This is a genomic window from Nonomuraea basaltis (assembly GCF_005893125.1).
In the GTDB taxonomy this organism is placed as follows: domain Bacteria; phylum Actinomycetota; class Actinomycetes; order Streptosporangiales; family Streptosporangiaceae; genus Nonomuraea; species Nonomuraea basaltis.
Genome location: NZ_VCJS01000007.1, coordinates 130,778 through 143,144 on the forward strand (window position 1 = coordinate 130,778; position 12,367 = coordinate 143,144).

At 68.4% G+C, this 12,367-nt stretch carries 10 protein-coding genes; 7 read left to right on the forward strand and 3 right to left on the reverse strand.

Annotated elements, in window-relative coordinates; genetic code table 11:
* The first annotated feature begins 122 nt into the window (after nt 1-122).
* Entirely contained in the window at nt 123-1,385 is a 1,263-nt protein-coding gene (locus EJK15_RS05310; protein ID WP_138709222.1) for a YcaO-like family protein, read from the forward strand.
* Between the two features lie 125 nt (nt 1,386-1,510).
* Nucleotides 1,511-3,625 carry an NACHT domain-containing protein gene (locus EJK15_RS05315; RefSeq protein ID WP_138709223.1) on the forward strand — a complete coding sequence of 705 codons (2,115 nt, stop codon included), beginning with the start codon at nt 1,511-1,513 and terminating at the stop codon, nt 3,623-3,625.
* A gap of 8 nt (nt 3,626-3,633) precedes the next feature.
* Here EJK15_RS05315 and EJK15_RS05320 read toward each other — a convergent pair whose 3' ends face one another.
* The gene (locus EJK15_RS05320; protein ID WP_171074116.1) at nt 3,634-3,954 is read right to left on the reverse strand and encodes a hypothetical protein; all 321 of its coding nucleotides are present in this window, start codon (nt 3,952-3,954) and stop codon (nt 3,634-3,636) included.
* On the opposite strand from EJK15_RS05320, the gene EJK15_RS05325 reads away from it, so the two are divergent.
* Nucleotides 3,953-4,132, forward strand: a complete 180-nt coding sequence (locus EJK15_RS05325; RefSeq protein WP_206060661.1) for a hypothetical protein — start codon at nt 3,953-3,955, stop codon at nt 4,130-4,132. The genes EJK15_RS05320 and EJK15_RS05325 overlap by 2 nt on opposite strands.
* Nucleotides 4,133-4,211: 79 nt before the next feature.
* Here the strand turns inward: EJK15_RS05325 and EJK15_RS05330 are convergent, their stop codons facing one another.
* A complete protein-coding gene (locus tag EJK15_RS05330; protein WP_138709226.1) occupies nt 4,212-4,517 on the reverse strand; it encodes a hypothetical protein in 306 nt (101 codons plus the stop codon).
* Between the two features lie 127 nt (nt 4,518-4,644).
* Between EJK15_RS05330 and EJK15_RS05335 the strand changes: the two genes are divergently transcribed.
* The 3 genes from EJK15_RS05335 (at nt 4,645) to EJK15_RS05345 (ending at nt 10,391) form a co-directional block, all read left to right on the forward strand.
* On the forward strand, nt 4,645-5,049 hold the full coding sequence (locus tag EJK15_RS05335; RefSeq protein ID WP_138709227.1) for a YbaB/EbfC family nucleoid-associated protein: 405 nt from the start codon (nt 4,645-4,647) through the stop codon (nt 5,047-5,049).
* A 400-nt stretch (nt 5,050-5,449) separates the two neighbouring features.
* Complete coding sequence (locus EJK15_RS05340; protein WP_138709228.1) at nt 5,450-9,835, forward strand: hypothetical protein; 4,386 nt, start codon at nt 5,450-5,452, stop codon at nt 9,833-9,835.
* 40 nt (nt 9,836-9,875) lie between these two features.
* Nucleotides 9,876-10,391, forward strand: coding sequence for a hypothetical protein (locus EJK15_RS05345; RefSeq protein WP_138709229.1), 516 nt, complete (start codon nt 9,876-9,878; stop codon nt 10,389-10,391).
* Nucleotides 10,392-10,493: 102 nt separating this feature from the next.
* On the opposite strand, the gene EJK15_RS05350 is transcribed toward EJK15_RS05345, so the two are convergent.
* Complete coding sequence (locus EJK15_RS05350; protein ID WP_138709230.1) at nt 10,494-11,480, reverse strand: glycoside hydrolase family 11 protein; 987 nt, start codon at nt 11,478-11,480, stop codon at nt 10,494-10,496.
* Nucleotides 11,481-12,048: 568 nt separating this feature from the next.
* On the opposite strand from EJK15_RS05350, the gene EJK15_RS05355 reads away from it, so the two are divergent.
* A partial coding sequence (locus EJK15_RS05355) for a DEAD/DEAH box helicase (protein WP_138709231.1) occupies nt 12,049-12,367 on the forward strand: 319 nt, incomplete at its 3' end.

The following is a 12,367-nucleotide window of genomic DNA, read 5'->3' on the forward strand; positions in this document are numbered from 1 at the left end:
CCGGCGGCTCCGATGACCCGGGCTCGCATGCCGAGGGCGCCTGCGCTCACGGCCTCCATGCGCCGCCCCCTCCGCGCAGCGTGGAGGGGGCGGGCCAGGCGTTCTGTGAAGTGGAGCGGACGGTGCCATTGGGCGAGGCCAGGAGGCGGGCGGCGTTGGCGCTGGCCGCGCTGGGCCTGCGGGCGGAGTTCGTGGACGCGGGCCGAGGCCGTGATCCGACCGCCTGGTGGTGCGGGCTGCTCGGTGGCGCGGGGGACGCCTCGCCGATCGCCTGCGGAATGGGGAAGGGACGCCCGGAGGAGGCCCGCGTGGGCGCGCTGTTCGAGGCTGTCGAGCACTACCTCACCGGCCCGGCCGGGTTCGACGCCGCCACCGTGGAGCCGGCCGCACCCGCCGAGATCGCCGCAGGGCTCCTACGGGAAGAAGCCTGCGCGCTGCTGCTCGCCCGGATGCCCGGCCGGCGGATGGCCTGTCTACGCTATCGCCCCCTCGGCGGAGGGTGGGAGGCGCTGGTGCCGCTGTTCCTGTCCGCGCCCTGGTACGTCGAGCCCGGCGCCGCGCGGCTGCGCGAGCTCGCCGCGGACGACTGTGACTACGCCCACTTGACGCGCTACAGCTGCAACAGCGGCTCGGCCGCCGGCGTCACCGCCGACGAGGCGCTGCTGCACGCCCTCAACGAGGCGGTCGAGCGGGACGCCCTGTCCCTGCTCCTGGTACGGGCCTTCCTGGACGGAGGTGGCTTCCGGCTCAGGATGATCGACCCGGAGACGCTGCCGCACGGCCTCGCGCGGGCGTACGCGACGGCGGGGGAGCTGATCAGATCACCGGTGCATCTGCTGGACATCACCAGCGACCTCGGGGTGCCGACCATGCTGGCGTACACGGCCCCCACCTCCCGCCATCCGCACCGGCGCGGGACCGGGACCTCGCTGAGCCCGGTCTACGCCGCCTGGCGTGCCCTCACCGAGCTCGTCCAGACCACCCTCGGCGAGGGCCTGTCGCGCTCCGGAGCCTCCGCGCATGGTGATCTGGCCGGGCTGGCGGCGCACCCCGAGCTGTACGCGTGTGGGCGGTTCGACCTTACCGGCCCCCTACGTGAGGCGCGCGTGGTCCCCCTTCCGCAGGCCGCCGAGGTGATCGGGCCTCCTGGCGGCCAGTTGCGGAAAGTGGCCGCGATGCTGGCCGCGCGTGGCTACCCGGCCTTTCACCGTACGGTGTGCGCTCTTCCCGGCGGGGTCATCGCCGTGCACGTGATCGTGCCGGCCCTGGAGCGATTCATGCTCATCGCCGACGGCAATCTCGTCCTCCCCGGCCGCAGGGCGCAGGCCGCAGCGGCCGGGAGAGTTTCCCAAATGATGCCGCCCGATAGGCAGTCCCATCAATAAGGTGGCGGATTTTTCCGATTTATCGACGTCTGCATGCGACCCTTCAGTCCCCATCTGATATGAAATGTCCGCACAATAGAGTTATGTCTGGACAATTCTGGCGGAATCGCACAATCAGGGCCTCGATGGTGCTGGGCGTTCTGCTCCTGGCCCTGGCCAGTGCCTTGCTGTTCTGGGCCAAGGGGTTGAAGACCGGCGAGCCCTTGGGAATGGCGGCCGGAACCGCCAATATCGTGGCGGCGGCAACGGCCGCGGTGGGGCTGGGAAACGCCCTGGTGCAGTTCCTGTCCTGGTGGCGCAAACGTGGCGCGCCCGCGCCCGCGCCGACATCCGCCGACATCGGCACCGCCAAGGACATCCTCGCCGGCCTGGTGGCCCAGCAATGGCGCGACGAGACGGTCCTGCGCTCGCTGTGCGATCCCGAGCCCATGCCGCTGCCCTGGCGCTCGACCGAGCGTCGAGAGCTCGCCGACCACCCCGAGATCATCGCCAAGGGCACCGTGGCCTTCCCGGGCCTGGACGTGCACATCGCCGACATGGCGCGCAACTTCCGCGCCCTGCGCTGTCGCCGGCTGGTCATCCTGGGCGGTCCGGGCACCGGGAAGACCACCCTGGCCGTGCAGCTCGTGCTCGAACTGCTGCGCACGCGGCAGCCGGAGGAGCCCGTACCGGTGCTGGTATCGGTCGCGCGCTGGGACGATCGCGCGCATCCGCGACTGCAGGATTGGCTGGCCGCGTGCCTGGCGATGGACTATCCCGCACTGCGCGCGGATGACCTGGGCCCCGGGCTCCCGGAGACGCTCGTGGCCCGCGGCGAGGTGCTGCCCGTCATCGACGGGCTGGACGAGCTGTCCGGCCGCGCCCGCGCGGACATGCTGGCCGCGCTGAACCGGTCGATGTGCGAGACCGACCAGCTCATCCTCACCTGCCGCACGGCGCAGTTCGCCGAGTCCGTCCAGGAGATCGGCGACGTGCTGACGGCGGCGGCGGTCATCGAGCCGCAGCCCATGTCCCCCGCCGCGGCGGCCGGCTACCTGGGGGCGTGCCTCCCACCCGTGCCGCATACCACCTGGCCCCAGGTCCTGGAGGCGCTGCGCACGGGTGCCGTCCCCGCACTGGCCGAGGTCGCCTCGGCGTCTCTGGGGTTGTGGCTGATCCGCGCCACCTACATCGCGCCGCGGGTGGATCCGGCGCCGCTGCTGGGGCTCGGGCGCGGCAGCGCGGCCGAGCTGCACGACCATCTGTGCGACCGGCTCATCCCCGCCCTGGTCAGCGCGCGTCCACCCGCCGGCGGTCCGGTCCAGCCCTTCCGGCCGCAGCACGCGTGGACGCCGGAGCAGGTCGGCCGGTGGCTCACGTACCTGTCCCGCGAGCTCACACGTGATACGGCGGACCCGCGTGACGTGGGCTGGTGGCATCTGGCCCGCTACACGCCCAGCCTTCCGGTCCGGGTGTGGGCCGCCCTCGTGATCGGGGTCGTGGTCGGGCTGGCCTTCACGCTGCTGACAGCGTCGCTCCAAGCCGGCGCGTTGATCGGCCTGCTGTCCGCGCTCTTGGTCATGGTCCTGATCGGGTCCTGGTTCACCGAGTCGCCAGGCCATGCCGACTTCCACCTGCGTGGCAGGCGATCCGAGCTCCTCGGCATCCTCAGGGACGGGTTGATCGTCGGGGCTTTGGGGGCTCTCGTCGGCTGGCTCATGGCCACCTCGATCCGAGCGCCCATGAAGGCTGCCTGGGCGGGCGCGATGGACATCGGCCTGCTGGCCGGCATCGGGTTCGTCGTCGTGCTCAGCCTGATCCGCTGGGTCGAGCACCCCACCACCACCGCGACCGCGAGATCCCCGCGCTCGACCTGGCGGGCCGACAGGAACTTGACCGTCATCCGGATCATCAGCGGGCTGGTGGTCGGGGTCATGGGCGGGGCCATCGTGCTGCACGCGCCGCTGCCCAACGGGACCGTGGCGGTCGTGGGCGGGCTGCTGCTGGGACTGCTGTTCGGGCTCATGCTGGGCAGCCACCACGCCTGGCTGGCCTACAAGCTGACGGTCCCCCGCCTGGCCACCAAGGGGAGGCTGCCCCTGCGGGCCATGGCCTTCCTGGACGACGCCCACCGCCTGGGCCTGTTGCGCACCGAGGGGCCGTACTACCAGTTCCGGCACATCGAGTTGCAGCAGCATCTCGCGCGCAGGCGGCAGATGCCGCCCGAGGAGGAAGCTCGGCAGCCGTCAGGGCTTCGGTGACCCGCCGGTCACACGAGCCGCTCGTCGTCCGGCGACGGGTCCGGCACGGCCGCCCTGTCGTCGATGAGCATGCCGGACTCCACCCATGCCAGCAGCGTGGTGCCGGGACAGTCGGTGTCGCCGATGTGGCTGTGGCCGCGCTTGGCGAGGATGCGGTCGGCCTGGGCGCACGCCTCGTCGTACAGGGCGCGGATCGACCGCTTCGCCGCCTCGGTCGGGCTGTTCATGCCGATGTAGGCGCATCCGATGCCGGTGATGTTGTGATCGGGGGCGTGGGTGGTCTCCGCGCGGGCCGGGGGCGGCCTGCGCGCTCTGAGCGGCACGAGCATGGCGACGCCGCACGTCGCCGGTGTGGCGGCGCTGTGGTGGGAGGACGTGATGAAGTCGCCGCTGCCGGTGACGGCCTCCACCGTCACCGCTCGCCTGATCGCGGACGCTGTAGTCAGCCCGCTGGCCTCAGGGGTGGACCTCGCCGACCGCGGAGTGGGTCTGGTGCGTGCCCCGTAGCCCGGTGGGCGTCCGTTGGCCGCGGTCTGGACGGGATGGTGGCTCGCCGCCCTCATCGCCCACATACGTGGACCCAGGCTCAGGTGCGCAGGGTGGTGGCATCCTCGCAGGCCTCGTATGTCTGCGACGCCCTGTGAATCCGGGTTTCCTGCTCCCGGAGCGCGGTCGCCAGCAGTTCGAGCCCGGTGCCGATGCTCTCCATCCGTTGGCCGCGTGCCTGCCAGTACATGCGGCCATAGTCGTCGTCGCCGAGGGCGGCGCGTGCCGCGCCCGACGACGCCTCGAACCGGGCGTGTGCGTCGGACGTGTCACCGGCCATGCCGTCCGCTGCGCACGCCAACCGGTGAAGGCGGCTCCGGCTGTAGGCGACACCGTTGAACTCCACGGGTGGGCAGCCTAGCGGGCGCGCGCCGCCGTCCGTGCGCTTGATTGTCGATATTCACCACAAAATCGGGAAAGAATGGTACTTCTGGGATCTTTGATGCTCGTGTGGTCACACGTGGGGGACATAGATGACGACGGACCAGCCGTGGCAGCTGCTGGAGCAACTCGTCCAGGAGGTCAACCAGCAAACCGAGCAGCTCAGGAAGATGCACGAGAAGGTACGGGAGCTGTCGGCGACGGCCAGGTCGAAGGACGGCATGGTGACCGTGACCGTCGGTCCCCGCGGTGAAGTGCGGACGATCGAGTTCGACCCCCGGGTCTACCGCAAGATGTCGCCGTCAGAGCTGTCCGCCTTGATCGTTGAGCAGATCGGGCGGGCGACCAGGCAGGTCTCCGATGAGATGAAGGAGCTGATGGAGCCCTTCGGACCGGATCTCCCATTCGAGGACCTGTTCGGCGAAGGAACGAGCTTCGAGTCATTTCTGCCGCAACCCAGCACACCAGAGCCGCAGGATCCACGGCCGCGATCATGATCAGCCCCGGCCGATCATGACAGTCGATCGAGAAGGATGACACCGTCTGATGGGGCTCGATCTCAGCCTGGTGCCCGACGTGGTGAAGCCGCTGGCGCAGCCGTTGACGGGCGGGGCGTTCCCGGACGCCGACGTCGACGGGATCCTCGCCGAGGCGCGGACACTGGAGAACCTGGCGGATTTCCTGGCCGAGATCAAGACGGAGGACGCCGGCGCAGTCGTACGGATGCTGCGCGGCTGGGAATGGCAGGGCGCTGCGAAGGAGGCGTTCGAGCAGACGTTCGCCGCGCTCGGCGGGCAGACGGGCACCGCCGGCCCCGGTTCCGAGGAGACGCTGCTCGACCTGCTGGAGCAGGTGCTCCGGGACGAGGCGGCGTCCCTGCGCGAGCACGGCGTGCGGATGCAGCACACCGAGTGGATGATCTACGCCTCGCTGGCGCTGCTCGGCGCGATGATCGTCAGGCTGCTGGTGTGGATCTACGTCAACGGCCCGGCCGTTCTCAAGCTGATCCAGCACAACACGCTGCTGACCCAGATGAACATCCAGACGATGAAGCGGCTGATCCTCATCAGCATGCTCAAATTCGCCGGGATCATGGGCGGCCTGGACTTCGGCGTGCAGGTGGCGCAGCAGATCTGGGGGGATCGTGAAGCGGGGGACTTCGACGTCGCATCGCTGGCGATGTCGGTCGGCAGCGGCGCTCTGACCGGTGCCCTGTTCGCCGGTGCGAACGTGGGTCTTTCACGCCTGCTGAGCCGGGAGATGGTGTACGTCGCCTCCGAGGTCGAGCTGGCCGTGCGTGACAAAATCGTGGCGATCGGGCAGAGCATGTACGGCCAGGCGCTGCTGGGTGGGGTGGCGGGTACCGCCGGCGCCGTCCCCGGGCTGGCACTCAGCGGGCAACTCGACGCCTCACACCTGGCCTACACCTTCATCTCCGGCGTCGCCGGCGGCCTCGACATCCCAGCCTCGGCACGGGTGAGCCACATCCCGATGCAGGCAGTCGCCCAAATCGGCGACACAACGCTCACCAACGCTCCACACGTCGACACTGATCCACCGCGCGCACCCGGCGGGCAATCCCCGCCCGCTCCCAGAGTCGTCGAGTACCCTCCGCACACGAGCCCGGGCGGCAACACCCCGCCGGCCACAGGCCGCGACACGACTACCCTGGTGCACCACCCTCGGCCCGAACACCACGCCGACGTCGACACCCTGATCAACCGGCAGCCGTCCGAACCGGGCGCCAACCTACCCCAGCCGCACTCCAGCGGGGTGATCGTGGGTGAGGTCACCCGGCGCCATGACATGCCGCTGTACAGCGCGGCCGGGGACAGAGCCGAACAAGGCGGAACCCTCACACGACCCCCGCAGAGCCTCCCAGCCGAGCGAACCCCGATCGGCGAAACCACCCACGCCACTCCGCGAGCCGAGGCCGCGATTCCGGGTAGCCTCCCCCGCAGTTCACTGCTCCCAGCCACCGTCCCAGCGATCATCAGCGCGGCCCCCGATGACGCAGGCAGCGCCGAACCGGACGCGGCACAGGGAAGCCATCATGGTCAGGGGAGCGCAGCTCCCAAGACCGCCGAAACGGCCGCACCGGCATCAACCGGCCAGGGCAGGCCGGAACGACCACAGCAGTCCCTCACGGTCGACTCCGCTCTCCCCGCGTCTCACCCGCTACGCGAGCACAGCGCACCGCCGGTGACCGATCCGCAGATATCGACGCTCTCGACGATGCCCCAGGACCGGACGGGACCGGCCCTGGAGTCCGCGGCGGGCCCGGCCGCAGCTCGCCTTGTGACGAGTCACGGGGACCGACCTGGCGACCCCGACCGGGCACGGTCAGGCGAACGCGGGGAACTCGAACCCATCCTGGCGAACCCCAACGCCGGTTCCCGCCAACCGCGAGCCCTTGGCCCCACACCCCCGCCAGCTGGCCAGATAGAACAACTCCCCGGACACGCACCACCACAGGCAAACGGCATGGCCCGGGAAACCGCACTCCCCGCGTCACGTGTCCCACAAGAGTCGATCGGAACTGCCGTCCCAGAAACGGCGAGGGACCGAACACGCCCAGCAGGAACGCCAGCCGGACCGCACCAGATGCCCCCGAACACCACAATTCCCGATGAATTCTCTCCGATAGCGGATCCGCGGCCACGGAACTTCGCCGAAGCCGAGGCGATCGTCCACCGCTGGACGCCTGACAACGGGAACACCGCGGACACCAACCGCCGGCAGCACAGCCGTCCTCACCAGGACAGCACGGCGAACCGGATCGAACGGCTGCTCAGCGGCCCCCCGGAGGGACGGAGTCCGGACAGCACCGACTCGTCGCCGCCGGCCGTGCCGGATGAGGAACTGCTGGCAGAAGGCCGGCGCCTGACAGAACAGCTGCCCGTCATCGACCAGAGCGAGACGACAGCAAGAGCTCTGGCATCGATGAGCCGGACCATCGGCGGGCCGAACCCGCGAAGGGCCATCCATGAGCTGGCGGCCGAACTCGGCTTGAGCCTCGAAATCGACGCCCTGATCGAAGTCTTCAACGACGCCCGGCGGTATGGCATGTCCCCGGACAGCGCGACCGACCGTGCAGCCCTGACCGACATTCTCAGGAGGTGCATGGCAGCAGACTCTTATCGCTGGACGGGGTACCGGCACCAAACCGTGTTCTCTCTCCTTGACACAACCGCCACGCAAGCACGCACGGTCGGGCTCATGATCGGAATGATGGGGGACCCTGTCACCCAAAGCAGGGCCCGTAACTTCATCGGACCCGTGCTCGAGCGGTACGGCATTCGCGACGTCACGCAATTACTCCCGGTCGTCCAGGCGGCCCACCAGAACGGCTACTTCCCCCGCGGAACGACCGGGGACACGGCATTCCGTGCGGCCATGGACCGGTTCTGGCAGGAAGACCCGTACCTGTGGAACGGCGTGCTGCTCGCCGAAAGGTATTCCCTGACCGATCCCGGCGACGCGACGGTACGTTTGGTCGCGCTCCTGGACGAGATCGTCACGCGCTCGGGCGTTGATACGGAGCGCACCGTCCTCCCGCTGGAGCGCCTGGCCGACGATGCCGGGCAAGGACGCTCGATCGAGCACCTCATACGCCTGGCCGAGGATGCGCAGGCGCACGGCGCCGACCTCGCGCGGCCGGCCGGCCCCCAGGAGCTCACCGGCATCCTCGCCGCCCACCGGGCGCGAGACCCGCATCTTTGGGATGGACTGCGGATCGCGGCCGAGAACGATGTCACGCATCCAAGCGACGACGAAGCGCGAGCCCTTTCTCGTCTCGCTGAGATCACCAGCTCCGAGCGGTCATCCCGGTTGTGGGTATTCGATCCGTTGCGCCGGCTGGCAGGAGACGCGGGTCTTGACCATTCCGTCGAACGGCTGGCGCAGAGGACGGCCGAGGCCCAGCAGAACGGCTTCGACCTCTTCGGGCCGGTCGATCGGCGGCAGGTGCTCGACGTCCTGACTCAGCACGTCGGTCGTTCCGCGAACGGCCGGCTGCCGGACACGCGGAACATCCCGTCGGGGTTGCACGATCTCTCCCCCTCGATCGTCCGGGATGCCCGGCAGGTCGCGATCCACGAACACGCGAAGGCGCAGGAGGCGTATCGTCAGGCCCGTCCTACCCTGCGCCGCGCCCTATCACTGTTCGCCGGCCCCGACCCGCTGGCCGTGGCGAAGCAGGAACGAGTCGCCTCGCTGGAGGCCCGGGTCCAGGCGTGGCGGCGCTGGCCGGATCTCCCCGAGGCGTCTTTTACGAGGGATTTCGCGGCGTTCCGGAGCGCTTACGATCAGGCGGTGGAACGCGCTGCAAGGGGAGAGGCGGTGCTTCCCTACATGCTCGACAACGCCACCGCATCCCTGGCGGCGCGTGACGGCGGGCGCGGGTTCGGGCTGGAGCTCGAGTTCGACCTGCCGGATCACACCGCCCGCCAAGGCCGAGAGGCCATCGCCCGTGCCCTGTACGAGGCCGGCCTGACCAGCGATGCTCAGGTGCACGGCTACCACACCATGCAGGGTCAGGGCTACCGTTCGGGAACGAACGGCGGGCGCGGCCTATGGAAGCTGGAACAGGACGGCACGGTCGCGGGCGAACTGGTCTCGCCCATCCTGTACGACGAGCCGGCGACGTGGGAGAACCTCCGCATCGCCTGCGAGATCATCCGATCGCATGGCGGCACGGCCAGCCCCTCGACCGGTGGGCACGTCCACGTGAGCACCCACGACTACGACCACATTGTGGAGAACTACACCAGTGTGCTGAATTACATGGGCCATCACACCGATACGTTGTTCCGACTTGGGCACAACCCAGAGCGGGAGAGTCACCGGGGCCTCAAACACTGCCACCCCAACCAACTGCCCGCCGCTGGCTACGAGTCGGTGGCTCCGGTACGGAGTTTCAACAGCAGCCACGACTTCGCGATGAACATGCAGGGCATGAAAGGCTCCTCGAAGGACCACATCGAGTTTCGGCTGTGGGACGGTTCGCTCCACCCCGCCGTGATCCAATCCCAGGTGAAGGTGTCGCTCGCGCTGATCGAGGCGGCGTTCCGCAACGCGACGCTGGGCGATCTTCCCAACGGGGGCCGGCGTGACCCGCTGGGCGCCCACGCCGAACTCCTCAAGCTACATCCCGCGCCGGACCTCACCGAGCGGGGAAGCCTTTCGTTCCGACGTCTGATGGACGAGATATTCTGGCGGGCCGCCGACAAGGAGCAGCTCACCGCCTTGTACGCCGCCACTCGCTGGGTGCGCCCGGCATGACGGTGCAGAACGACCTCACCGCGAAATGGGATGCCATCCAGTGCCCGTGATCATCCGTAACACCTCAGCGATGGAGCCACCTCCGGCCGCACCGATCAAAGGCGACGGCCGGCCGTACCGCTATGAGATGATCTATGCGGGCGGGACCTACCGTGGCTACGCCGACGATTCCGCAGAGCTGGTCGGGATGCTCGTCCCCGGCTACGCCCGGCTCGCCACCGACGACGAGCGCGCGACGGCGCGTGTCCGCCTCGCCATGGATATGCAGGTAAGGATGCAAGCTCAGCTCGCGGCCGGACGGCACCTCGACGCATGCAGCGAGGCGGAGCGCGCGGTGATCCTCGGCGGACGAGACGAACCACCAGCGCCCTCTCGCTGGGAGGCGCCGGTTCCCCTGGTCCTGGTCTCGACCTTCTATGAGCCCGTCGGGGTGCTGCCCAGGCCGTCGGGGCCTGCGCAACTACAGGTCTGGCTCGACCCGGCCGACGACTGGACATTGCTGGTCAGCCTGCACGCGGCCGGCGTGATCGCTGTGAGAACGCGGGGCGAAGCCTGATCTTCCCTCACTGTCGGGGTGTGCCGGCTTCTATCGCTCTGTCCGCGATAATCCGTGCGGGTACCGCCGCGCCACAGGTGCGGTGTTTCGGGTGTTCGGAGGTCAGCTCGCGCTGCAGGAGACCGCCGGCCAGGTCCGGTTGCCGTTGTGCTGGATCGTCACACCCCAGTTGTTGCCGTTGCCGTTGGGTCTCGCCGTCAGCACCTGGGCGCTGGGGTAGCTGGCGCTGATGTTCCACGTGGCGATGACGCTCGCTGGGGACGGCACGTTCATCGTTACGGTCCAGTTGCTCGAGCCGCTGACCGAGACGTTGAGATTGTAGCGGTCACTCCACTGCTGACCCGCGGACAGCGACGCGGTGCAGCCACCGCCGCCGGGGTTGCCGCCGGAGGAGCCGTCCACCGTTATATTAGAGTTTCCGCTGCTTTGATATCCCTCTGTTGCGAGGATCATGTAATCATGGCTGCCCAGATTCATTCCATAGCGGGCCCATGCGTCAAAGTGGTTGCCAGAGGTTATGGTTCCGCCCGTTTTCTTCGACTGCCGGACACTCCAGTACTGGTTAAAAGTTCTCGTGCCTTCGATGGAGGGGGCGTTGTATCGCGTCGTCTGGTAGATGTCGTACGTGCCGCCATCGCTGGTGACCGTGCCCTTGTACGTTCCCGTGGGCCGGTAAGTGCCCCAGTTGTCGACGATGTAATATTCCACGAGTGGGTTTCTCGTCCACCCATAGAGGGTCAGATATGCATTGCCGGACGGATTGAAGCTGCCTGAGTAGTTCACGGTCCTGCGCCCGCCGGGGTTCCAGCCCTTACCGGCAACGAAGTTCCCGGTGTTGCTCCATGAGGTGCTGTAATTGCCGCCGGATCCCAGCTCCATGGAGACGGTCCCGGGGCTGTCGGTCCAGAATGAATAGAAGTAGCCGTTATTGGTGCCGGTTTGATTGGAGGTTATGGGGGCAGCGTTGGCGATGTCGGGCGGCATCGCCACGGCCACGACCAGCGCTACGGCTACGGCGCAGGCACGGCCGATGAGCAGCCTGGTGCGGCTGCGTCTGCGGCTCTTCCAGGGGGCGGGGGCGCCGTTCATGTGCGTGCTTCCTCCTCGTAAAGGCTGGCGGGGGGCAGTGTGATGCGAGCCGGTGGGATTGGCGGTGGCCAGGGTGGCGGACACCGTGCGTTGGCGTCGTACAACGCGGCGGGGTTGGCCGGTTGCCGACGGCCGGAGGACCATGTCGCGGCGGGTGGCTCGGATCGACAGTGTTGAGGTCTGTCGATGACGAAAGTATCGGTTCAGCAGCGAAAGTATCGGCCCGACGCTGTCGAGTCGTCAATGATTCGCGTCAAGACTTCGGACATCTTTTTGGTCAAGATTGATTGAGGCAGCATCGAGCCGGGCCAGAGGTGCTGTCCGCCCGGTCGGGTTCAGGAGTGATCATTGAAACTTTCAAAGACATCCCGAAACTTGCTGAGCAGGATGCGATGGAATAGAGCATGATCGTGGCAGACGCCCGTGGAAGCGCGAACGCCGATCTGTAATAGTGGCGACGGTGTCGCGGTCGTGCAGTGTTCCGTCGCACCTGTCCTTCCGTGCAGCGGGGGCGCATGCGGCCCGCGAGCGCGGGTAATGACCGCGCACCGAATGAAGGGTGGGTGGCATGGGATTGTGGATGAGGTTGAAGGGCCGGTTCGGGCCGCAGGGACGGCGGCTGCGGGCCACGGCCCGGCAGCGCTTCGGCTGGCGGACGCTGCGACCGGGCCAGCAGGAGGCGATGGAGCACCTACTCAACGGACGCGACGTGCTGCTCGTCATGCCGACCGGTGGCGGCAAGTCGGCGGTCTACCAGGTCCCCACGCTGCTGCTCGACGGACCCACGATCGTCGTCTCGCCGCTCATCGCGCTCCAGCGTGACCAGGTGACCAGCCTGCTCAAGGCCGACGCGGGCGGCGCCGTGGCGGTGAACTCGACCACCTCCG

Excerpts from the sequence above, each read along its gene's own strand:
- EJK15_RS05315 (WP_138709223.1), top strand. The coding sequence starts at position 1,511 with ATGGTGCTGGGCGTTCTGCTCCTGGCCCTGGCCAGTGCCTTGCTGTTC.
- EJK15_RS05325 (WP_206060661.1), top strand. The coding sequence starts at position 3,953 with ATGGCGACGCCGCACGTCGCCGGTGTGGCGGCGCTGTGGTGGGAGGAC.
- EJK15_RS05320 (WP_171074116.1), bottom strand. The coding sequence starts at position 3,954 with ATGCTCGTGCCGCTCAGAGCGCGCAGGCCGCCCCCGGCCCGCGCGGAG.
- EJK15_RS05335 (WP_138709227.1), top strand. The coding sequence starts at position 4,645 with ATGACGACGGACCAGCCGTGGCAGCTGCTGGAGCAACTCGTCCAGGAG.
- EJK15_RS05340 (WP_138709228.1), top strand. The coding sequence starts at position 5,450 with ATGCAGCACACCGAGTGGATGATCTACGCCTCGCTGGCGCTGCTCGGC.
- EJK15_RS05350 (WP_138709230.1), bottom strand. The coding sequence starts at position 11,480 with ATGAACGGCGCCCCCGCCCCCTGGAAGAGCCGCAGACGCAGCCGCACC.